This window comes from Salegentibacter agarivorans, assembly GCF_900113135.1.
Taxonomy (GTDB): domain Bacteria; phylum Bacteroidota; class Bacteroidia; order Flavobacteriales; family Flavobacteriaceae; genus Salegentibacter; species Salegentibacter agarivorans.
The window spans coordinates 63,537-85,719 of the sequence record NZ_FOOH01000005.1 but is presented as its reverse complement, the minus strand read 5'-3'; the positions used below and the strand labels follow the sequence as shown (position 1 = coordinate 85,719).

At 36.3% G+C, this 22,183-nt stretch carries 16 protein-coding genes and 1 tRNA gene; 10 read left to right on the top strand and 7 right to left on the bottom strand.

What is annotated here, in order from left to right; all coding sequences use genetic code 11:
• Positions 1–8: 8 nt before the first annotated feature.
• Positions 9–1,079, bottom strand: a complete 1,071-nt coding sequence (locus BM084_RS05255; protein ID WP_093303386.1) for a LacI family DNA-binding transcriptional regulator — start codon at positions 1,077–1,079, stop codon at positions 9–11.
• Between the two features lie 119 nt (positions 1,080–1,198).
• Here BM084_RS05255 and BM084_RS05250 point away from each other — a divergent pair, with 119 nt between their 5' ends.
• Entirely contained in the window at positions 1,199–2,857 is a 1,659-nt protein-coding gene (locus BM084_RS05250; RefSeq protein ID WP_093303384.1) for a glycoside hydrolase family 43 protein, read from the top strand.
• A 157-nt stretch (positions 2,858–3,014) separates the two neighbouring features.
• On the opposite strand, the gene BM084_RS05245 is transcribed toward BM084_RS05250, so the two are convergent.
• The 4 genes from BM084_RS05245 to BM084_RS05230 form a co-directional block, all read right to left on the bottom strand.
• The gene (locus tag BM084_RS05245; protein WP_075325833.1) at positions 3,015–4,118 is read right to left on the bottom strand and encodes a glycoside hydrolase family 43 protein; all 1,104 of its coding nucleotides are present in this window, start codon (positions 4,116–4,118) and stop codon (positions 3,015–3,017) included.
• A 427-nt stretch (positions 4,119–4,545) separates the two neighbouring features.
• Positions 4,546–5,211 carry a response regulator gene (locus tag BM084_RS05240; protein WP_075325834.1) on the bottom strand — a complete coding sequence of 222 codons (666 nt, stop codon included), beginning with the start codon at positions 5,209–5,211 and terminating at the stop codon, positions 4,546–4,548.
• A gap of 8 nt (positions 5,212–5,219) precedes the next feature.
• Complete coding sequence (locus BM084_RS05235; RefSeq protein ID WP_093303381.1) at positions 5,220–7,142, bottom strand: tetratricopeptide repeat-containing sensor histidine kinase; 1,923 nt, start codon at positions 7,140–7,142, stop codon at positions 5,220–5,222.
• A gap of 523 nt (positions 7,143–7,665) precedes the next feature.
• A tRNA-Phe gene (locus tag BM084_RS05230) sits at positions 7,666–7,738 on the bottom strand.
• 107 nt (positions 7,739–7,845) lie between these two features.
• Between BM084_RS05230 and BM084_RS05225 the strand changes: the two genes are divergently transcribed.
• The 7 genes from BM084_RS05225 (at position 7,846) to BM084_RS05195 (ending at position 15,492) form a co-directional block, all read left to right on the top strand.
• Positions 7,846–8,577, top strand: coding sequence for a type III pantothenate kinase (locus tag BM084_RS05225; RefSeq protein WP_093303379.1), 732 nt, complete (start codon positions 7,846–7,848; stop codon positions 8,575–8,577).
• Entirely contained in the window at positions 8,574–9,827 is a 1,254-nt protein-coding gene (locus BM084_RS05220) for a BamG family beta-barrel-assembly machinery protein (RefSeq protein WP_075325837.1), read from the top strand. The genes BM084_RS05225 and BM084_RS05220 overlap by 4 nt, the downstream gene beginning before the upstream one ends.
• Before the next feature lie 21 nt (positions 9,828–9,848).
• Complete coding sequence (locus BM084_RS05215; protein WP_075325838.1) at positions 9,849–11,222, top strand: tetratricopeptide repeat protein; 1,374 nt, start codon at positions 9,849–9,851, stop codon at positions 11,220–11,222.
• 1 nt (position 11,223) lies between these two features.
• The gene (lptC, locus tag BM084_RS05210; RefSeq protein ID WP_093303376.1) at positions 11,224–11,796 is read left to right on the top strand and encodes an LPS export ABC transporter periplasmic protein LptC; all 573 of its coding nucleotides are present in this window, start codon (positions 11,224–11,226) and stop codon (positions 11,794–11,796) included.
• Positions 11,789–11,986, top strand: a complete 198-nt coding sequence (locus BM084_RS05205; RefSeq protein WP_075325840.1) for a hypothetical protein — start codon at positions 11,789–11,791, stop codon at positions 11,984–11,986. Before lptC ends, BM084_RS05205 begins: the two co-directional genes overlap by 8 nt.
• The gene (locus BM084_RS05200; RefSeq protein WP_075325841.1) at positions 11,986–13,275 is read left to right on the top strand and encodes a hemolysin family protein; all 1,290 of its coding nucleotides are present in this window, start codon (positions 11,986–11,988) and stop codon (positions 13,273–13,275) included. The genes BM084_RS05205 and BM084_RS05200 overlap by 1 nt, the downstream gene beginning before the upstream one ends.
• A gap of 96 nt (positions 13,276–13,371) precedes the next feature.
• Positions 13,372–15,492: a peptidylprolyl isomerase gene (locus tag BM084_RS05195; protein ID WP_093303374.1), complete on the top strand. Its 2,121-nt coding sequence runs from the start codon at positions 13,372–13,374 to the stop codon at positions 15,490–15,492.
• Between the two features lie 121 nt (positions 15,493–15,613).
• On the opposite strand, the gene BM084_RS05190 is transcribed toward BM084_RS05195, so the two are convergent.
• The gene (locus BM084_RS05190; protein ID WP_075325843.1) at positions 15,614–16,531 is read right to left on the bottom strand and encodes a GYDIA family GHMP kinase; all 918 of its coding nucleotides are present in this window, start codon (positions 16,529–16,531) and stop codon (positions 15,614–15,616) included.
• Complete coding sequence (locus BM084_RS05185; protein ID WP_093303371.1) at positions 16,528–17,847, bottom strand: hydroxymethylglutaryl-CoA reductase, degradative; 1,320 nt, start codon at positions 17,845–17,847, stop codon at positions 16,528–16,530. The genes BM084_RS05190 and BM084_RS05185 overlap by 4 nt, the downstream gene beginning before the upstream one ends.
• A 180-nt stretch (positions 17,848–18,027) precedes the next feature.
• Here BM084_RS05185 and BM084_RS05180 point away from each other — a divergent pair, with 180 nt between their 5' ends.
• Together BM084_RS05180 and BM084_RS05175 are read left to right on the top strand one after the other, a co-directional pair.
• Positions 18,028–20,199, top strand: a complete 2,172-nt coding sequence (locus BM084_RS05180) for a S9 family peptidase (RefSeq protein WP_093303369.1) — start codon at positions 18,028–18,030, stop codon at positions 20,197–20,199.
• A gap of 5 nt (positions 20,200–20,204) precedes the next feature.
• A complete protein-coding gene (locus BM084_RS05175) occupies positions 20,205–22,121 on the top strand; it encodes a peptide MFS transporter (protein ID WP_075325846.1) in 1,917 nt (638 codons plus the stop codon).
• Positions 22,122–22,183: the final 62 nt, after the last annotated feature.

Here is a 22,183-nt window from a genome sequence, read left to right as displayed (position 1 = left end):
AAATCTTTTTACTTTCTTTTACTGGAATTTCTTATAATAATTTCGGTATCTAACATTGTAATTTCTGAAACAGCAGCGTCAAGTTTGCGCGTGGAGTGTTCTAAAATTCTTTTTGTTGATATTTCTCCCATTTTTTGGGCGGGATGCGAAACGGTAGATAGCGTAGGTTCTACGATTCTGGAAATAGGATCATCGTTAAAGCCAATTATAGCGAGTTCCTCAGGAATTTTAACTCCTTTTTCTTTAGCATATAAAATTGCACTTACTGCAGCAGTATCGATAGCAGAAAAAATACCATCTGGAGGATTATCAAGTTTTAATAACTTTTCGGTTGCCTTCTTTCCTTCTTCAAAACTAAGGGTTTTCATATCCATTATGAGTTCTTCGTCAACCTGAAGTCCAGAGTCTATAAGAGCATCCACGTATCCTTTCTTTCTTAAATTATAAACATTAACGTGTTGAGCTCCAGCGAAATGTGCAATTCTTTTACATCCCTGTTCTATTAAGTGTTTTGTAGCCCTGTATCCAGCAGCGTGATTATCAATAATCACACGGTAAGAATTGAAATTTTCAGGTACCCGGTCTACAAATACTATAGGTATATTTTGTTTCACATATTGGTCAAAATGGCTGGTGTCTCTAGTTTCCATTCCTAAAGAAACAATTAAGCCTCCAACTCTAGCGTCGTATAAAGCTTTTACATTATCAACTTCATTTTTGTATTTATCATCAGATTGTGTGATAATTACATTATAGCCTGCTTTTCTGGCGGTTTTTTCAATTCCTGTAATCAAAGAAGCCTGAAATGGATGATTTATCTTAGGAATTGTTATCCCGATGGTTCTGGAAGTGTTATTTCTTAAACTGGCAGCTAAGGCATTAGGGCGGTAATTAAATTCTTCTGCAGTTTTTTGAATCTTTTTTATGGTTTTCTTTCCAATACTTTTATGGTTGTTTAAAGCTCTTGAAATAGTGGAAGGAGAATAGTTTAGCTCTTTTGCTAAATCATAAATTGTAACTTCTTTCTTTTTCATCAAATAGACACTAAAATTAGGTTGTGCAACAATATTACGAAACATTTTTTTATGGTTGCATAAAAATTATAGATTTCCGGTTGAATTCCTATTTTTTAATCATACTTAATTCTTTTAATATGAAAATAAACATATATTTGAGCTAACAATCGATTGCATTTATTATGAGGAAATTATTATTTAGTTTATTGTTATTATTCATCGTATTGGGCAGGGGGGCTGCACAGGAAAATTTTTTAAACCCTATCCTGGCCGGGTGGTATCCTGACCCCGCCATAACCGATGATGGAGAGGGAAACTTTTATATGGTACATTCTACCTTTGCCTTTTACCCCGGCATTCCTGTTTTTCATAGTACAGATTTAGTTAATTGGAAACAAGTGGGAAATGTGATACACAGGCCAGAGCAGGTAGATCTGCATGGTTTTGGTACTTCCCGGGCAGTTTTTGCACCCGATATTAGTTACGATAAGGGTACTTACTATTTAACCTGTACCATTGTTGATGGGAAAGGTAATTTTGTAATGACTGCAGAAGATCCTGCTGGCCCGTGGTCCGATCCGGTTTGGCTTCCGGAAGTTAGTGGAATAGATCCCGGATTATTCTTTGACGATAACGGTAAATCTTACCTGGTTTATAACAGTGAACCGCCAAATAACCTGGCTAAATACGAAGGACACCGTACCATTAGAATGATTGAGTTTGATAAAGAAAATCTAAAAACTATTGGTGAGAACCGAATTTTAGTAGATGGCGGGGTAGATATTTCTACTGAACCCGTTTGGGCTGAAGGTCCCAGGATTTATAAACTAAACGGCTATTATTATTTAATGACAGCTGAAGGTGGAACCGCGGTGAACCATTCTGAAATGATTTACCGAAACACCAATATTGATGATGAGTTTATTCCTTTTGAAGAAAATCCGATTCTAACCCAGCGTCATCTTGATCCAAATAGAGAAAATCCTATTACTTCTGCGGGCCATGCCGATATTGTACAACATCCAAATGGTGATTGGTACGGAGTTTTCCTTGCTGTGAGACCATATGAAGGCGATTTATATAATACGGGAAGGGAAACTTTCTTAACTCCGGTAAAATGGGAAAACGACTGGCCTATTTTCGATTTAGGGGGCGAAGAGATTAAATATTCTTATCCACTGCCAGAGGGAGTTGAACTTAAAAAGAATTTAATTCCGTTAAACGGTAACTTTTCTTTTAAAGAAACATTTGATAAAAAGGAGTTGCCGCTAAACTGGATGATGCTTAGAAACCCAAAAACTAACTGGTATGATCTAAAAAATGGAGCGGAAGGAATTATCCTTAAAACCCGTCCTGAAACTGTAGAAGGCGAGGCTAATCCTAGTTTCCTTGGTCATAGGCAGCAACATATAATTGGTGAAGTTTCTATTTCAGTTGAATTTGACGCAAAGGCTGAAAATGAGAAAGCCGGTTTGCTCGCTTTTCAAAAGGAAACCCATTATTATTACGCAGCGCTTTCTAAAAAGAATGAACAACCTGTTGTGCAATTATATAAGTCGAATGAATTAATAGAAAGCATTTCTTTAGACAATACAATATCTGAAGTTGAATTTAAACTGAAGTTTGAAGAAGATGAATATACTTTCTACTACAAAACCGAAGGTGAATGGCAGCAATTGGGAGAAACACAGGATGGGAAATTTCTTAGTACCCAGGTAGCCGGCGGATTTGTAGGTGTTAACTTAGGGCTGTACACCACTTCTAATGGAAAACCAGGTGATAATGAAGCCTTATTTAATTGGTTTCATTATTCTGGAAATGATGAAGTGTATAGGGACTAATAGTTATAGTTTTAAGGATATATTAAAACCGGTGCATCCAGGCATCGGTTTTTTAGTTTAGATTATTTCAGAAAGATATTCTTCGTTAAAATATGGAATAAAAAAAAAGCTGCTGATAGTTTGAATATCAGCAGCTTTTCAATAATAACAGCTTTCTTTAGTCTAATTCAGTATAAGACTGCATTGTTTTTATTTTACCATTTTCATCGTGTTCAATTTCCATCATTTTCATACTTCTTAAGTAGGTTTTCCCGTCTGAAAGTGAACTATCGTGGTAGAATAAATACCATTTTCCTTCGTATTCAACTATAGAATGGTGATTTGTCCAACCTACAACTGGTTCTAAAATTACTCCCTGATAAGTGAAAGGGCCATAAGGGCTATCGCCAATGGCGTACGCAATATTGTGGGTGTCTCCGGTAGAGTAAGAGAAATAATATTTACCATTATATTGGTGAACCCAGGCTGCTTCAAAGAATCTACGGTCGTTGTCACCTGTGGTAATAGGCTCTCCGTTTTCATCTAATATTTCAACATCTTTTGGTTCTTCAGCAAAACTCAATAGATCATCGCTCATTTTTGCGATTTTAGGGCTAAGTGCTGGTTCATCATCAGCAGGATATTCGTCTTCTTCAACAAATTCTCCCGTTTGCCAACGTTGTAACTGGCCACCCCAAATTCCCCCAAAATACATATAATATTCACCATCGGTATCTTTGTAAACCGCGGGATCTATACTATAGCTGCCTTCAATTGGTTTTTCTTCCGGGGTAAAAGGACCCTCTGGCTTATCAGATGTGGCTACTCCAATTCTAAAAATATCGTCTTTATCTTTTGCAGGGAAGAAAAGGTAGTATTTACCATCTTTTTCGGCCGCATCAGGTGCCCACATTTGACGTTTTGCCCAGGCTACGTCTTCTACGTGAAGAACTTCACCATGATCGGTTACTTCGCCATCAGGGTCTTCCATAGAATACACGTGATAATCTTTCATGTTAAAATGGTTTCCGTCGTCCATTTCAGGTTCTCCGGAATCCCAATCATGTGAAGGGTAAATAAATATTTTATCTTCAAATACGTGAGCGGAAGGGTCTGCAGTAAAATGATCGGTAATTAAAGGCTCTGAGTGATATTTAATAGTATCTTGTTGTGCTATAGAATCTTCAGATGTCTCATCTTTCTCCTCCTGTTTGTTGTTATCCTTACAACCAAAGGCGATAAGCGCCGGTAATAAAATTGGAAGGCTTTGTTTTAATTTCATTTTAAAATTGGTTTTAATGTTTCGGGTAAAAATATAAAAAAATCAATCGTATTCGTAAGTTAAATTAGATAATATCCCCTGTAAAATAGTTTTTTAAGCAAAATATGAGCTTTCAGAATAGGTTTTTTAACACAAACGGTTGCGTAATTAATTTAAAGTACCCTGAATTCTTAATGTAGACTTATTTTTTCCTCATTGCTGCTAAAGTTGCTTATCAAAATTTGGGATAATAATGTATATTTAAACTGCTACAAGTTTGCTAATAAACCCATTAGCCAGTAGTTTAGTAAGTGTATGTTTGAGCCATCTGGTAGCAACGTGCACCGGATGGTTTTTTATTTGAAATAAGCTTGTGGAGTGGGGGAATCTTTTGGAAAGTAGGGAGTATTTTAAATTATCCTATGCTTTTTTATAAAGAGAGATTCTTTTAAATCAATTTAAGGTCTTTCATTATCCCAATGAGATGAGGATTGGTGTTTGCTTTAAATTCTTCGCGTAGCTCTTTTAAACGCTTTTCTATAGCGCTTCTACTGCTGGGTTTAATATTTTTTTTCTTCAACTCTCTTTCAATTTCATCCTGAGTGTAACCGTTGGAAAGATACTTTACAATACTTATCTCAAATTCGTTAAGGCTAAGCAGGTTTTTCTGTTTTAGGGCTTTTTCAATAGAAGGAGAATTGTATTTTTTGTTTTTACTTACAGCTTTAATCGCTTCCTTCAGATCTTTAAGTCCGTTACGGTCTTTACAAACATAAGCATCAATATTACCGGAATTCCATAAATCACGAACGGTTTGAGGATGATCTTCAATAGAGTTTACAATAACCTTTAGGTTGGGGTCTTCGTTTTTTAAGATTGAAATAAGCTCCTGGCCCGAAGTTATTTTTTCATCTCTATAATCCTGTTTAAAAGAGAGGTCGCAAATAAGTAAATCAAAGTGATTGTTGTCCTGGATAGCTCTTTTTGCCTTTAACCACGCCTGGTCACAATATTGAACATGAACAACTTCTGTAATTCCCAGATCTTTTAAAACAAGGGAAACAGCCTGGTTAATACTATCCATATCTTCTGCAACAAGGATCTTTTTAAACATAAGAAAATCTATAGCGGAATACAGATTATAATTTTTAATCCTTTTCCTTTTTCAGTTTCAAAAGTAAGTTTTCCATTTATGGAAAAAATACGGTTTTCCACATTTTGCAAACCATTTCCGGTTTTGATAGCTTGCATAGAACTCCCTTTCCCATTATCTGAATAATCTATTTTAAGCTTTTTTTCTTCTTCATTAAAAATCAAAGCAACAAGACTGGCGTTGCTGTGTTTCTTCATATTCACCATTATTTCCTGTAATACCCTGTAGATTATAAGTTTTTTTTCGGCTTTAATCTTACTCCAGATAATATTCTTTTCTCCGCTTATAATTAGCCGTGTATTTTCAGGACAAATGCTGGAGAGCGATGCAATTAGATGGTTTCGATATCCGGCACCGGTGGTGATATTGCTATTCTCCCTGGAGATATTTCTTGTGCGGTTGTAGATTTGCTCCAGTTTATCCATCGTTTCATTTGGAGCTATAGTCTCCATGCTGCTCATTACATTATAAACATCGTTCGCTAGTTCGTCGTGAATTACCTTTGAAATTCGGGTTTCAGTATTATAAATTTCTGTTATTTTTTCTTTTTTGTGCTTTTGCCTATTATAATAAATGATAAAAATAGCTATCCCAATTACTAAAATGGCAAAAAAGAGCAGCATGTAATTTCTTAGTTTTATTTCCTGGTTTTCCACTGCTTGTACTGCTGCAGAAGCTTCTAAACCTGATATTTGCTGCTGTTTCCTTTCTTCGTCGAACTTAATTTTGGCAAAAATATTTTTTGCCTGTAAATTTAATTTGTTCAAACTATCGTTTAACCGAATATATTCCGAAACGTAATTTGTTTCATCGCCTTTATCGGAATTTAAGTTAATAAGCCTTTTTAGTGCATCTATTTGTGCTTGAAGCTTATTGTTTTTCTTACCGGTTTCTAACCATTTTTTAGCATAATCTATAGCTTTTATTTTATCTCGATTCTCATAAAACTGCGCTAAATTCTCATAGCTTGCTGTGATGCCTATATTATCATTTTGTTCTTTACGCCACCGTAGCGCCAGTAATAATTCTGATGAAATATCCTTTTCTGAATCCTGTAACCATTTATTAAAAGCGAAGTTATCAAGGTAGCGCGCTCTAGATTTATAGTCCTGTTCTGAAACTTTGGAAAGAATCTTTTCAAAAATAAACTCTGCTTTTTCATAATCTTCCTGATCCTCATAAACCAATGCAATATTATTTTGGTATGTGAGACTATCTTCCAGGTTTGTGGCATAGTGAAGTGCATTTTGATATTCTTTTAAAGCATCTTTATAAAAACCCTGGTTGCGATACGCAATAGCAATTATATTATAAGCACTACTGAGATATTGGGCATCTTTTTCTTTGTTAAGATAGCGTAAAGCTTCTGTAGCCGATTCCTGGCTGCCGGTATAATCTTGCATTCGACCTTGAGCAACGGCTATTTCGAGAGTTCTGCGTGCAGCTTTAATACTATCTCCTATTTGAAAATATCTTTTTCGGGATTCGAACGCGTTTTTAAAAACTCCTTCCTGATTTTCCAAATACCGATTAACAACCGCTTTTCGGTAGAAAGACAGGGCAATCCAGTTTGTGTCTTTTTGAAAATTTGCAACACGCTCAAGGCTATCGGCAAAAAAGAGGGCGCTGTCATATTCTTTTAATCGGTTGTGATAATAAATTTTATAGTCTAGCAATAAAGGCAATAAAGTATCAGATTTTTGTTGAACTTTTTGGAGCCCTTCATTCAAAAGAAATATTTTCCGCGGAATAGAATCGGTGGCTTGGGCTTTTTCAAGGAAATAAGAAACTGAATCTGCCGGATGTTTATTCTCCTGGGTATCCACCTCTTTATTTTGGCAGCCTAAGAGTAAAATGGCCAGACTTAAAAATAAGCAGTAATAGTGCTTCATATGCTCAAATTATGAAAAGCTTACGGCCCAGGGCTGAAATCAAATATTTAATTTTTAAAAATATAAAATAAGTAATCCGGAAATTCCGAATTTGAACAGATAGAAAAATTGGAATTTTCACAAAAATAAACAGAGAATTTTTTTATTTGTTTAATAGAAAGAAGAAATTGTATATTTGCCAGCCCTCTTTTAAACCCTCCGGCTATTTTTAAAAGAGATAAACATTAGTAAATGAATTAAGTGTTTACTTATAAAAATAAATTTGGGTTTTAAAACCCAGTACTAAAGAGGATAATTGAACTTTAGTGTTAAAATTAAGTTGTGTTGTTTGCCTTGTTAATTCAGGGCGTGTAGTTAGCCAGTAATATCCTATGTTGTGTGGATTTGGCTAACCAATGAGAAGCTTTTTTCCGTGTATTCGGAAAGAGGCTTTTTTATTTTTAGGGAATTTTAGAATTTTAGGAAACAACCGAGACTAAAATTAAAAAAGCCCGAAAACACTATGTGTATCGGGCTTTTAAGGTGGTGCCTCCAGGAATCGAACCAGGGACACAAGGATTTTCAGTCCTTTGCTCTACCAACTGAGCTAAGGCACCAGTTGCTTATTGTTGTAAGCGGGTGCAAATATATATTCATTTTTATAATCTCGCAAAGGAAAATTTAAAAAAATGCTTTTGTAATTTAGCTGGCACAACTAATTATTATGAATTTAATTATTGATATTGGTAATTCTGCCGTAAAAAGTGCTGTATTTCAGGATGCTAAAATTTTGAGGTCTTATGTGTTTCCATTTGAAAATTTTTCAGAGAATTTTCAGAAAATTAAAAAAGACTACCCGCAAATAGCTTTTTCAATGCTTTCTTCAGTGATAAAAGATACTTTTGAGATCGAAAAAATACTGAAAAGAGAGACTAAACTTTTTGTTCTGGGAGAAAATACCAGGCTTCCGTTTAAAAATAATTATGCCTCTCCTCAAACTTTAGGGAAAGACCGTTTAGCACTTGTGGCAGCCGGTTCTTTAAAATATCAAAACATAAACCTTCTAATTATAGATGCAGGTACCTGTATTACTTTTGATTTTAAAAACGATAAAAATGAATATTTAGGTGGCGCTATTTCGCCGGGTTTACAAATGCGACTAAAAGCCCTTCATAATTTTACCGCCAAACTTCCGTTAGTTAAATTGGAAGAAAATATTACATTAATTGGTGATTCTACTAAAAATAGTATTCTATCTGGAGTATTAAACGGTGTAGCAGCCGAGCTTGATGGAATAATTGATCGGTACAAGGCTGATTATAAATATTTAACAATTATTTTAACAGGAGGGGATAGTCAAATTTTGTCAAAGCGGGTAAAAAATGGCATATTTGCCAACCCGAATTTTCTTTTAGAGGGATTAAACTACATTTTAGAATTTAACAAGACTCAATGATTAAACGATTTATAGTAATCGTAGCTGTTTTTTTTACAGTTGTTGCTACAGCTCAGGAGAATGTATCTTCACCCTATTCTTACTACGGAATTGGCCTTAACACTTTTAAAGGAACTGTAGAAAACAGATCTATGGGTGGCTTAAGTATGTTTTCAGATAGTATTCACCTTAACCTTAGAAACCCTGCAGGCTATGGTAGATTAAGAAGAACAACTTACGCCCTGGGAGGTTCCCACGAGCAATTAACCTTAAACTCAGATGCTGCAGAAGATAAAGCAAAAGTTTCTTCTTTAGATTATTTAGCAATTGGTATACCGGTGGGAGGAAATTTAGGTTTTGCTTTTGGCGTTTTACCTTATACCTCGGTAGGATATCAAATTCTGGATATTCGGGAAGATGTGGCTAGCAGGCTGGAAGGTCGTGGCGGGATGAATAAAGTTTTTCTTTCGGCAGGATATCAGGTAATTCCTTCTTTAAGCTTTGGGCTAGATGTTAATTATAACTTCGGAAACCTTCAAAATCGTAGAACGCTTATTAGAGATGAGGTTCAATTAGGTTCTCGTGATGTAAGCAGGTCAGATTTACTGGGTTTTAGCTATAATTTTGGTGCCGATTTTCAACAGCGATTAAAAAACGGACTTAAACTACACGCAGCGGCAACGTATTCACCAACTACAACTATAGATGCTGAAAATTCCAGACAATTAGCCACTATTGCTTTTTCGCCAAACGGGGGAGAGTCTGTAGTAGAGGAACGCGATCTAAATGTAGCAGACTCAGAGTTAACCCTGCCCGCTAAATATACAATTGGTTTAGGATTGGGAAGGCCCAATAAATGGTTCTTTGGTGGGGAATATGTAAGTACAGATGATAATTCATTTTTAAGTGTAAATGGTGCTGGCGGTGCAAATGCAAATTTTGCAAATGCGGCCCAGTATAAGTTTGGTGGGTATTTTATTCCACAATATAATTCAATCACCAACTATTTTAATCGTATTGTATACCGTGCAGGATTCAGGTTTGAAGAAACAGGTTTAAATATCAATAACCAGGACATTAATGAGTTTGGCATCACTTTTGGAGTTGGACTACCTGTAGGACCAGGATTTTCTAATATAAACCTTGGATTTGAGTATGGACAGCGCGGTACCACAGATTCAGGTTTAATTCAGGAAGATTTCTTCAGGCTTTCAGTAGGGCTTTCCCTTACCGAAGCCAGGAGATGGTTTGAAAGAAGAAAATTTAATTAACCACAATAATAAAACAAGAAAATGAAAGCGAGATTTATAGCATTAATTACGGGAGCCGTTTTAGGTTCAAGTGTTCTAAGCGCACAGTCTAATGATTGTGCAACAATGGCTGCCCTGGCTTATGACGATGCCAAAGCCAAGAATTATGAGGCCGCTTACGAACCTTTAATGAAAGTAAGAGAAGAGTGTCCAAAATATAGTTTGGCTACTTTTCAATATGGTGAACGTGCTCTTAACTATAAAATTGAGAACGCTGAAGGTGCCGAAAAAGAACAATATATAGAAGAGCTTATTAGCCTTTGGGAAGAACGTTTGGAATTGTTTCCAAATAAAACTTCTAAAGGAAAAATCTATTCTGATATCGCTCAGTTAAGATATGACAATAAAATAGGTACTAAAGAAGAATTATATAACGCTTTTGATAAAGTGTATACCGAAGATCGAGAGAACTTTACCAGCCCAAAAGGTTTGTATGCTTATTTTGATCTAATGGTAGAAATGCAAGATGCAGGAGATAGAGAACTTCAGGATGTTTTTGATAATTACGATAAAGTAATGGAGAAGATTGAAGAAGAAGAAAATGATGCTGCAGAAAGATTGGCTCCTTTATTAAAAAAGCAGGAGGAAGGTGAAGAACTTACTTCAAAAGAGAAGAAGCAAATTGAATATGCTGAGATTAACCTGAAAAACTACAACCTTGTAAAAGGAAGTATTAATGCTAAATTAGGTGCTAGAGCAGATTGTGATAATTTAATTCCTCTTTACAAAAAAGATTTTGAAGCTAAGAAATCTGATGTTTCATGGTTGCAGAATGCTAACGCGAGATTATCTGCTAAAGATTGTACTGAAGATCCATTATTCTTCCAGGTTTCTGAAGCATTACACCAGTTAGAGCCTTCTGCAAACTCTGCTTACTCTCTAGGTCAGTTAGCTGAAGCCGATGGCGATAGGGCTAAAGCTTTAGAGTACTATAACGAAGCTGCAGAGTTAGAAGAAGATCCTAACGACCAGGCTAGAATTTACTATAGAATTGCTACTAACTATAAAGAAAGAGGTAGCTTTTCTCAAGCTAGAAATTACTATAGAAAAGCACTGGAAGCTAAGCCATCTTTAGGGAATGCATATTTACAAATTTCGAATATGATTGCTCAAAGTGCTAACAATTGTGGTGAAACTACTTTTGATAAAAGAGCTGTTTACTGGTTGGCTGCAGATTATGCTGCCAGAGCTGCAAGGGTAGACCCTTCTATTGCATCTAATGCAAATCAAACTGCTACTGCTTACAGAGGTAGAGCACCTCAAAAATCTGATGTATTTCAAGGCGGAAGAAGTGCGGGTGAAGCAATACAAATAGGATGTTGGATTGGGGAGACCGTGCGTATCCCACAAATGTAATATGAGATTAACATATAGGGAAATAATAACAGGCATTGTCACGCTAACCGGCGTGACAATGCTTTTTTCATGCCAGGGTAATCTTAATGAGATTAGGGCTCTGGAAATTGAGGGTGATGCACCGCAAGCTATTGCCGAAGGTATTAATCTAAAGTATACCGATTCTGGTAGGATGGTGGCTAATTTAAAAAGCCCTAGGATGATGGATTTTACAAACAAAGAATTTCCTTACCGCGAATTTCCCGAAGGTTTGGAACTGGAGATTTTTGACGAAAATAACGAGAAAAGTACGGTTACTTCAGACTACGGAATTATTTACGATGGTACCAACCTTATAGATTTACAGGGAAATGTGGTGATCTTTACAGCCGATAGTATGCGGCTGGAAGCTTCACAGTTGTTCTGGGATCAAAATATTAACTGGATTTTTACCGATAAACCTAATACCATTAAATTTCCAAATGGAGCGCTTAACGAAGGGGAGGGTTTTGATGCTAATCAAAATTTCGGTAATTTTCGCTCCAGAACTAATGTGGGAGTGCAAATTATAAAAGACAATAAATCAGATGAGTAAATATTTTAAATACTTTGAATACGCTTATTTGTTTATAGCGGTTTTCTTTCTGTACGAGAGTATTCGCATTTGGAATACCGAGCGTAGTAGGGCATATTTATTCATCTTTTTCGTGGTAATATCTATCTTTATGTTCTTCTTTAAAAGAAGATTTAGACGAAAAATAGAAGAGCGTAACAAGCAGGAATAATGGAAGTTGAAATTCTTATCATTGTCCTTTCCTTAATTTTATCTGCTTTCTTTTCCGGGATGGAAATCGCTTATATTTCTTCAAATAAAATCTATATAGAAATAGAAAAGCGCCAAAACGATTTTCTGGCGACCATTCTAAAAAGATTGACCAAAAAACCTTCAAAATTTATCGCTACCATGCTGGTAGGGAATAATATTGCCCTGGTGGTGTACGGTTTTTTTATGGGAGATTTACTTATGATTTGGCTTGAAGGGCTCCAACCTGTAAATAACGCTTTTCTAGAATATCTTATCGTAGATCTAAACTTATTTACCCAAACCGTAATTTCTACACTCGTAATTTTGCTTACTGCCGAGTTTCTTCCAAAGGTGTTTTTTCAAATCTACGCAAATACCATGTTGAAGTTTTTCGCAGTGCCGGCTTATATTTTTTACCTGGTTTTTAGCTTTATTTCCTCTTTCGTAATATGGATTTCTGATGTTATTCTAAAAAGATTTTTTAAAACCGAAGGAGACGAGGTACAACTCGCTTTTAGCAAAGTTGAGCTGGGAAATTTTATAAACGAGCAGATGGAAACCGTAGAAGATGATGATGAAGTAGATTCTGAAATCCAGATCTTTCAAAATGCACTTCAGTTTTCAGATATTAGAGCGCGGGAGGTGATGGTGCCAAGAACCGAAATCATTGCGGTAGACCAACACCAGGCGCCAAAAGATCTTGTAAATACTTTTACCGAAACCGGGCTTTCCAAACTCCTAATTTATAACGAAACCATAGACGATGTAATTGGTTATGTTCACTCCTTCGAACTTTTTAAAAAGCCCGAATCTATAAAATCTATATTGTTACCGGTGGTTTTTGTTCCCGAAACCATGTGGGTAAAAGATGTATTAAATAATCTTACTAAAAAACGAAAAAGTATAGCCGTGGTTATAGATGAGTATGGTGGTACAAGCGGGATGATTACTGTAGAAGATATAGTAGAAGAACTTTTTGGTGAAATTGAAGACGAGCATGATCCCGTTGTACTTACCGAAGAAGATTTAGGAGAAAATCATTATAAATTTTCAGCCCGTTTAGAAGTAGATTATCTAAATGAAAACTATAAATTCAGTATTCCTGAAGGAGAAAATTATGAAACCCTTGGAGGTTATATTGTGAATCACACCGAAGAAATTCCGCAGCAAAACGAAGAATTAGAGGTGGATAATTTTTCATTTAAAATCCTGGAAGTTTCCAATACCAAAATAGAATTGGTAGAGTTAAAAATAAAACCCGCAGATTAATTAGCGATTAGTTAATATTTTGCTAATTATAAGTTTTATAATTAGGTTAAAAACATTATTTTCGCCCACTATATTTCGATAAAATAACAACTACAAATGGCAGTATTAAATAAAATCAGACAACGTTCTGTTTTCTTAATCATCATCATTGCATTGGCACTTTTTTCTTTTGTGCTTGCAGATGTGATTCGTAACGGCGGTTTTTCTTCGCAAAAAGACCAGAATACCATCGCAACTATTAATGATGAAGAGGTGAGTAGGGAAGATTTTGCCCGGCAGGTAGAAGCTTACCAGCGTAACATGGGCTCCAATGCGAGCACTGCCCAGGCAGTAAATCAGGTTTGGGAACAAACCCTTCGTGAAACCATTCTTAAAGAAGAAATGGAAAAGCTTGGTATAAGAGCCGGTAAAGCTCAAATTAGAGAAGTAATGCGTATGCAAATGGGGAATAATCCTGCTTTTAGAAACGAAGCCGGGATGTTTGATGAGAACCGTGTACGTGAATATATTGCCAGTATTAGATCTACCCAGCCTCAAGCTTACGAGCAGTGGTTGCAAATGGAGAGCAATATGGGCGATATGGCCCGCCAGAATATGTATTTCTCTATGGTAACTGCAGGAATTGGTGCAACACTTACCGAGGCCGAGCAAGCTTATCGATTTGAGAATAACAGCGTAGACCTTCGCTTTGTACAATTGCCTTATTCTTCTATTCCAGATGAGGAAGTAGAGGTAAGTAAAGATGAGATTAGAAATTATATAAAAGAAAATCCGTCACAATTTGAAACCGAAGCTTCAAGAAATATTAGATATGTTTATTTTGAAGAAAAAGCTTCAAATGAAGATGTGCAGGAAGCTGAAGATGCTTTAACTTCTTTACTGGACAGCCGTGTAGAATATAATGCGGTAACCAGCAGTAACGATACACTTCCAGGTTTCAATAATACTCAGGATTACGAAGATTTCGTAGAATCAAATTCAGACCTTCCTTACCAGGACAGGTTTATGTTTAAAAACGAATTACCTTCAGAATTTGCCGATGAGCTTTTTAATTTAGAAGAAGGAGAAACTTTTGGACCATATCAGCATAATGGATATTTCAAAATTTCAAAATTAGTTGAAACAAAGCAAATTCCAGATTCAACAAAAGCAAGTCATATTCTTGTAGCTTACCAGGGGCAACAGTTTGCTCCAGATGTTACCAGGAGTAAAGAAGAAGCTGAAGCTTTAGCCGATAGTCTTGTAAATGTGATAAGAGGAAACAAAGAAAAGTTTGCTGAGCTGGCTGCTGAATTCTCTTCAGACCGTTCGAATAGCGAAGACGGAGGAGATCTTGGATATTTTGGTCCTGGAACTATGGTGCCAGAATTTGACAGCTATGTATTTGAAAATAATGCTGGAGATGTTGGTGTTGTAGAAACCGATTTTGGTTACCACGTTATTCATATTGAAGAGCAAACCGAAAGAGAAAAAGCAGTAAAAATTGCGACTATCGCGAGAGAGTTAGAGGCTTCAGAACGTTCCAGAAACAACCTGTTCAACGAAACTACTAAGTTTGAAATCGCGGCAGGTGAAGGAGATTTCACAGAAGTTGCTAAAGAGGGCAATTATAACGTGAGAACCGTTAATAATGTGAAAGCCCTGGATGAAAACATTCCTGGTGTAGGAAACCAAAGAAGAATTGTGCAATGGGCTTTTGAAGATGATGCAAGCGTTGGAGACATAAGACGTTTTGATATTCCTTCAGGATATGTTGTGGCGCAACTTACTGCTAAGAATAAAGAAGGATTGATGACGGCTGAAAACGCTTCGTCTAAAGTAATTCCTATTCTTACTAAGCAAAAGAAAGCTGAAATCCTTAAAGAGAAAATTAATAGCAAGGATCTTCAGGAAATTGCTTCTGCCAACAATACTATGGTACAAACGGCCAATGCTGTAAACCTTTCAAGCCCAACTTTACCGGGAGCAGGAAGAGAGCCTGAAGTTGTAGGTTCGGTTTTCGCTTTAGAGCCCGGATCTGTAAGTAATCCAATTGCCGGAGAAAAAGGAGTTTATGTAGTAGAGCTTGAAAGTAAAAATGAAGCTCCTGCTATGAATTCTTACCGCGGAATTGCCGAACAGGAAACTACCAGCAGAAGACAAAACGCGTCCCAAAGACTTTTTGAGGCCTTGCGTAAAAAAGCAGATATTGAAGATAATAGAGCTAGATTCTATTAGTAGAATAAGCCATTAAATATAAAGCCCTGGTAAATTTTACCGGGGCTTTTTTATGTATAATTGTTTTTGAACAAATTTCCCGAAGAAAATTCGAGAGTTTAAGGTCTTTTAAAGTCGGTTTTTACAGAACAATATCTTCAAAAGCGAAAATAGTAGAGAAACCTTTATGGTTGAAATATTTAAAAACTTCTTCTCTTTTACCGGTAACCATTACAAAGTCGCCGCCCCATCCACCAAGGCTTTTAACAACTCCCAGGAAATCTGGAAAGCGCTCCTGTTTTACTTTTGGAGTTTGCAAAGCTTTTGAAAGTAATGTCTCGTGAATATTAATTAAAAGATCAAATTCGGTAAGACTGCTGCAGTTTATAAATTGCTCGGTAAGCGAGGAAATTTTTTCTGTAAGTCCGGTTTTATTTGCTTCGGGTAGCGCTTTATAATGTGCGATAGCCTCGCGGCTATTTTTTTTCTCATTTAAGTATACAAAAAAAATATTTTCTGCAAATTCAGGATAAAAATTAGCCTTTAAAACCGAAGGGCCATTTTCAGTAATTTGATAAGTTACCGGTTGATTGTTTTGCGCCGCAGCGATATCATACCCACTGCCTCCAAAAGTGTTTTTAAGCAGCTTGTAGGCATCGATTTCAAACCAGGAAGCAATGTTGTTAATTAAAGTTGAAGACGTCCCTAAACCCCAGTTTCTATTAAAATTCAATCGGGTGGTAATCTCAATCCCTATTTTTTCTTCTGAAAATATTTTAGGGTTTAATTGGTGTGCAACATTCAGTATTTGTACAAGTTTCTTTCCGATATTTTCTTCGCCCTGAATTAGTTCAATTTCTCCATTTTTAAAACCAAACTCGCCCTGAAACCAGAGTTTTTCGTTTTCATCAAAACTATTCCATTCAATATTCTTGCCTTCAGAAGTTTTTACTTCCAGCGACTGACCAAATTTTGTGGGTATGGCCAGTGCTTTTGCACCGTCCAAAACAGCATATTCTCCTGTGATTAAAAGTTTTCCGTTACTGTAAAACTCTTTCATGAATTTCGTAATTTTTTTAATTCTTCTACCGCGCTGCTATGGGTCACCGTATTGTTAGTGAAGTATTGAATAAGGATTTTCTTCTCGGCTTCAGTAGCTTTATGTTGATTTAAAATATTCATTAAATGCATTTTCATATGGCCTTGCTGAATTCCGGTAGTAGTAAGAGAATTAATTGCCGCAAAGTTTTGTGCCAGGCCGGCAACGGCTACAACTTTCATCAATTCCCTGGCGGTAGGCTGCTGTAAAATATCTAAAGCAAGTTTTACTAAGGGATGTAAACTTGTTAATCCGCCAACAGTTCCAAGTGCTAAAGGAATTTCAATCCAGAATTTAAAAATACCATTTTCAATACTGGCGTGAGTTAAACTTGAGTATTTTCCTTTACGTGAGGCATAAGCGTGAATACCGGCTTCTACAGCTCTAAAATCGTTTCCGGTAGCCAAAACTACAGCATCAATCCCATTCATAATTCCTTTATTATGGGTCACCGCACGATAAGGTTCTACTTCGGCAATATTCACGGCCTGTATAAATTTCTTTGCGAAATCTTCGGCGTTTAAATCTTTGTTTTCATTGAGCTCTTCTACCGGGCAGGAAACTTCAGCTCTCACTAAACATTCCGGCACATAGTTAGAAAGAATGCTCATTATAATTTCAATATTCCTTTCTTCCAAAGAAAAATCTTCATATTGCTGAGCTTCATTTTCAAAAACTTCTGCGAATTTTTCCAGGCAGGAATTTATAAAATTCGCTCCCATGGAATCTTTAGTTTCAAACTCGCAATGCAGCTGATGATAATTAGTGATTTCAGCAGTTTTATCTCTCAATTTTATATCTAAAACTCCACCGCCGCGTTTTTCCATATTACGGGTAATAGGTTTTACCGCTTCCAAAAGTTTAGGTTTGGTGGCTTGAAAGAACTGTTTTAGTTTTTCCTTATTTCCAAAGAAATTAAAATGAACCTGGCCTATTTTTTTGGTATCAATTACTTCAGCTTTAAATCCGCCTCGGGTTCTCCAGAATTTAGCGGCTTTACTCGCCGCTGCGATTACCGAGCTTTCTTCAATAGACATAGGAATTGCGAGCAAATCTCCGTTAATCAGGAAATTAGGCGCCAGGCCAAAAGGCAGGTAGAAATTTGAAAGGGTATTTTCGGTAAATTCGTCGTGAAGTTGTTGTAACCTGGAATCTTCGTTCCAGTATTGTCTAAGAATAGCAACATCTTCGGGGCGGTCTTTCAGGTAGGTTTCAGCCAACCAGTCTATTTTTTCCTTCTTTGTAAGTTTGGAAAATCCGCTGATAGGTTTTATCATTTTCAAGCTAATTTATAGATCGCAAAGATACAATTGTTATTTAAGGGAAGCAGGTTTTAGGTTTTTAGAAAATACGGGGGAATATTTCTTTAACAAATCCTTAGTATTTAACACTCAAATCCTACTTTTTTTGCTGAAAATTTAGTAAACTTGGCAATCAAAATTCATTCTATAAATTTTATGAAGTTCTCCAAAATACTGGTTGGGTTGTTAATAGCGGCAACCTCAACAATTTACGCGCAGGATAAGGAAATTAGCCTCGAAGAAATCTACGACGGCACCTTTAGACAGGAACGTTTACAATCCCTACAATCTTTAGATAATGGTAAAGAATACCTGGTTTTAAATCGCGATCGCGAGGCAAATACCACGAGCATAGATGTGTATTCTTATAAAAGTGGCGAGAAAGTTAGAAGCCTCTTAAATAGTAAAGATCTTAGTGAAATTTCAGGTTTCCAGGGATTTGAGCTTAGTGAAAAGGAAGATAAGATTTTGCTTTCTACCAATATGGAGCAAATTTACCGCCGTTCTTCTCGCGGAATTTATTATATCTATGATGTAGAAGATAAAACGCTTACCAAATTAAGCGATAATAAAGTTCAGGAGCCAACTTTTTCTCCAGATGCTTCTAAAGTAGCTTACGTTTTTGAAAATAATATTTACACTTACGATATCGCTACTGGCGAAGAAACCCAGGTGACTACAGATGGTGAGAAAAACAAGCTGATAAATGGAGTTACCGATTGGGTGTATGAAGAAGAATTTGCTTTTGTAAGAGCTTTCGATTGGAATAAAACCGGAACTCATTTAGCTTACCTTAAGTTTGATGAAACCGAAGTTCCTGAATTTTCAATGGATATTTTTGGGCAGGATCTTTACCCAAGTCAGCAGGTTTTTAAATATCCTAAAGCCGGAGAAACAAATTCTGAAGTATCCCTTTATACTTATGAATTAGCTGCTAAAGAAAGTGAAAAAGTTGAACTTGGAGATTATGAAGATTTTTATATTCCAAGAATTAAATGGACGCAGGATCCTGAGATTTTAAGCGTACAGGTTTTAAACAGGCACCAAAATAATCTGGATCTTATTTTCGTAGATGCTGAAGATAATGAAGCTGAAGTGGTGATGAATGAGACTGATGAAGCTTATATAGATATCACTAACAACCTTACTTTTCTTGAAGACAACAGTTTTATTTGGACTAGCGAAAAGGACGGTTGGAACCATATTTATCTGTATGATGAAGATGGTGAGCTAGAAAAACAGGTTACCGAAGGAAACTGGGAAGTAACTGACTATTATGGTTACGATAAAGATTCTAAGAAGATCTTTTATCAAAGTACAGAAAACGGAAGCGTTAATCGCGATGTATATTCTATAAAGATTAACGGTAAAAACAAAACCCGTTTAACTGAAAAAGAAGGAATGAATAGCGGAGATTTTAGCGCAGACTATACCTATTTCATCAATTCTTACACAAGCACCGAAACTCCTTATGAGTTCACCTTACATAATGCGAAAAACGGTAAACTGGTAAGAAAGATTAAAGATAATTCGGCTTTACTGGAAAAAGAAGCCGCTTATAATTTCGCTCCAAAAGAACTAAGCACTATTGAGGTGAATGGTAATGAGCTTAATATGTGGATGATTAAGCCAAACGATTTTGACGAGAATAAAGAATATCCATTATTAATGTTTCAATATTCAGGGCCAGGTTCACAGTCGGTTTCAAATTCTTACTTCGGCACAAACGATTACTGGTATCAGCTACTCGCTAACGAGGGATATATTATAGCAACCGTAGATGGGCGTGGTACAGGATTTAAAGGTGCAGACTTTAAAAAGGTTACTCAAAATGAATTGGGTAAATATGAAGTTGAAGATCAAATTGCCGCTGCCCAAAAACTTGGCGCAAGAGATTATATAGATGAAAACCGAATTGGAATTTGGGGCTGGAGTTATGGAGGTTTTATGTCTTCTAACGCCATTTTAAAAGGAAACGATACTTTCTCTATGGCAATAGCTGTAGCACCGGTAATTAGCTGGAGATTTTACGATACCATCTATACAGAAAGATATATGACTACGCCTCAGGAAAACCCTTCAGGGTATGATGAGAATTCACCTATAAACCACGCAGAAAAATTAAAAGGAGATTATCTTTTAATTCACGGTGGGGGAGACGATAATGTACACCTTCAAAATACCATGAGAATGGTGGAAGCTCTAGTACAGGCTAATAAGCAATTTGACTGGGCTATTTATCCAGATAGAAACCACGGAATTTACGGCGGAAATACAAGGTTACATCTATACACAATGATGACCGATTTTATAAAAGAAAAACTATAATCTAAATGGCAACAGTAACAAACAGAGCGCCTCAAAAAGAACTTTTTGGGCATCCGGTAGGACTTTATATTTTATTTTTCACCGAAATGTGGGAACGCTTTTCCTATTATGGAATGCGTGCTATTCTGGTTTTATATCTAGTAAGTGCCACAACCGGTGGAAACGCAGGTCTTGGATGGACAGGTGGAGAAGCTATTGCCCTTTATGGTTGGTATACTATGCTTGTTTATGTAGCCTCCATTCCCGGGGGAATTATAGCAGATAAACTTCTGGGCCAAAAGAAAACAGTTCTCTGGGGAGGAATAATCCTGGTAGCTGGTCACGGTATTTTGGCTGTAGAAGAAATGTGGGCATTTTATAGCGGACTAGCTTTAATTATTATTGGAGTTGGAATGCTGAAACCAAATATCTCAACAATGGTTGGAGGTTTATATAAACCCGGCGATATAAGAAGAGATAAAGGTTTTACCATCTTTTATATTGGGATTAACCTTGGTGCTTTTCTTTCCAGTTTAATTGTTGGTTATGTTGGTGAAAATATTGGCTGGCACTATGGTTTTGGTCTTGCCGGTATTGCTATGGCATTTGGACTCATAGTTTACTTATGGGGACAAAAATATTTGCTGAATGTTGGAAACCTATTATCTAAGGTTGAACGTAGTGAAGGAGCCTCTCTTAGCAATATGTTTAGTGAACTATTAAAGTCTCCACTACAACTTGCTATTACTTCAATTTTAATGATAGGTTCCATATATGTTCTTATTATGATGTCCGTTCCGTTTGGACTGCTGTATATATTCTTAACACTTGTAATCGCTTTGATGCTTATGGTGTACAAAGATCTTACTACGCAAGTTATGAAAGACAGGTATGTAGTAATGATCTTATCATTTTTACTTGTAGTTGTTTTCTGGGGAGCTTTTGAGCAAGCTGGAGGATTAATGAATATTTACGCGGCCGATAAAACTGATAGAACACTTTCGTTTAGCTTACCACTAATTGGAAATGAAGTGCCAGCCACCTGGTTTCAGTCCTTAAATGCCATGTTTATCATTATTTTTGGAGTAATAGTTGCAAATTTCTGGGCTAAAAGAAAATTGAAGAACAAAGAAGCTTCTTCAATCTTTAAAATGGCTACAGGGGTGATTATTATGGGGCTTGGCTTTCTATTTATGGCCATAGCTGCAAAAGAATATACCGCTTTTGAAAGTAAATCGGCTATGTATTGGTTAGTGCTTGCTTACTTGCTGCATACCATTGGAGAATTATGTTCTTCTCCGGTAGCGCTTTCTTTTATTACTAAGCTGGCACCGGTAAAATATGCCTCTCTTATGATGGGGGTTTATTTTGCTGCTACAGGACTTGGAAATAAAATGGCGGGACTTATTGGTGAATTCTCCCAGGGAGAACCCGCTACCGTTCAATTGAGCACAGAAGGCAGTGATGTAGCTAATAGATTGCAATTAAACGATACCATACTTCAAAATAAAAACGACTTTACGTTTAATGGTTTTGTTTACCTGGACAATAATGAGCTTGCGGTAACTAATATGGAAACTAAGGCACCGGTATTGGGGCTTATGAATTTTGAGAATAAAGATCAAAAGTCTGAGATCATAGCAAACCTCAAAGAAGAGGGTGTAACCGCCCAGGATCCCTATCATGTAATGCTTAATTTTAGGCAGGAGGAAGATAAAGTTGGATATTACGGAGATTTTGTGATCGAAGAAGTTCAAACCCAGTTGGAATTCAGAACTTTTATTGGAATTACTATATTCACAACCGTATTTGGACTAATTGTGATTTTTATGTTGAAACCTTTAAAGCGATTAACGCACGGTGCTGAAGACAACGAGCGGGAAATGCTGGAGCAGGAGCAATATGAAATTGCAGATACAGAAAGGGATAAGAAAAATTCTTAAAACAGTATTTGAAACAAAAAACGTTCTTTAATTTTAGGAACGTTTTTTGTTTTACAAACATT

What these genes read in the sequence shown, in the direction of transcription:
- BM084_RS05255 (WP_093303386.1), bottom strand. Translation starts at nt 1,079, where the DNA reads ATGTTTCGTAATATTGTTGCACAACCTAATTTTAGTGTCTATTTGATG.
- BM084_RS05250 (WP_093303384.1), top strand. Translation starts at nt 1,199, where the DNA reads ATGAGGAAATTATTATTTAGTTTATTGTTATTATTCATCGTATTGGGC.
- BM084_RS05245 (WP_075325833.1), bottom strand. Translation starts at nt 4,118, where the DNA reads ATGAAATTAAAACAAAGCCTTCCAATTTTATTACCGGCGCTTATCGCC.
- BM084_RS05240 (WP_075325834.1), bottom strand. Translation starts at nt 5,211, where the DNA reads ATGTTTAAAAAGATCCTTGTTGCAGAAGATATGGATAGTATTAACCAG.
- BM084_RS05235 (WP_093303381.1), bottom strand. Translation starts at nt 7,142, where the DNA reads ATGAAGCACTATTACTGCTTATTTTTAAGTCTGGCCATTTTACTCTTA.
- BM084_RS05225 (WP_093303379.1), top strand. Translation starts at nt 7,846, where the DNA reads ATGAATTTAATTATTGATATTGGTAATTCTGCCGTAAAAAGTGCTGTA.
- BM084_RS05220 (WP_075325837.1), top strand. Translation starts at nt 8,574, where the DNA reads ATGATTAAACGATTTATAGTAATCGTAGCTGTTTTTTTTACAGTTGTT.
- BM084_RS05215 (WP_075325838.1), top strand. Translation starts at nt 9,849, where the DNA reads ATGAAAGCGAGATTTATAGCATTAATTACGGGAGCCGTTTTAGGTTCA.
- lptC (WP_093303376.1), top strand. Translation starts at nt 11,224, where the DNA reads ATGAGATTAACATATAGGGAAATAATAACAGGCATTGTCACGCTAACC.
- BM084_RS05205 (WP_075325840.1), top strand. Translation starts at nt 11,789, where the DNA reads ATGAGTAAATATTTTAAATACTTTGAATACGCTTATTTGTTTATAGCG.
- BM084_RS05200 (WP_075325841.1), top strand. Translation starts at nt 11,986, where the DNA reads ATGGAAGTTGAAATTCTTATCATTGTCCTTTCCTTAATTTTATCTGCT.
- BM084_RS05195 (WP_093303374.1), top strand. Translation starts at nt 13,372, where the DNA reads ATGGCAGTATTAAATAAAATCAGACAACGTTCTGTTTTCTTAATCATC.
- BM084_RS05190 (WP_075325843.1), bottom strand. Translation starts at nt 16,531, where the DNA reads ATGAAAGAGTTTTACAGTAACGGAAAACTTTTAATCACAGGAGAATAT.
- BM084_RS05185 (WP_093303371.1), bottom strand. Translation starts at nt 17,847, where the DNA reads ATGATAAAACCTATCAGCGGATTTTCCAAACTTACAAAGAAGGAAAAA.
- BM084_RS05180 (WP_093303369.1), top strand. Translation starts at nt 18,028, where the DNA reads ATGAAGTTCTCCAAAATACTGGTTGGGTTGTTAATAGCGGCAACCTCA.
- BM084_RS05175 (WP_075325846.1), top strand. Translation starts at nt 20,205, where the DNA reads ATGGCAACAGTAACAAACAGAGCGCCTCAAAAAGAACTTTTTGGGCAT.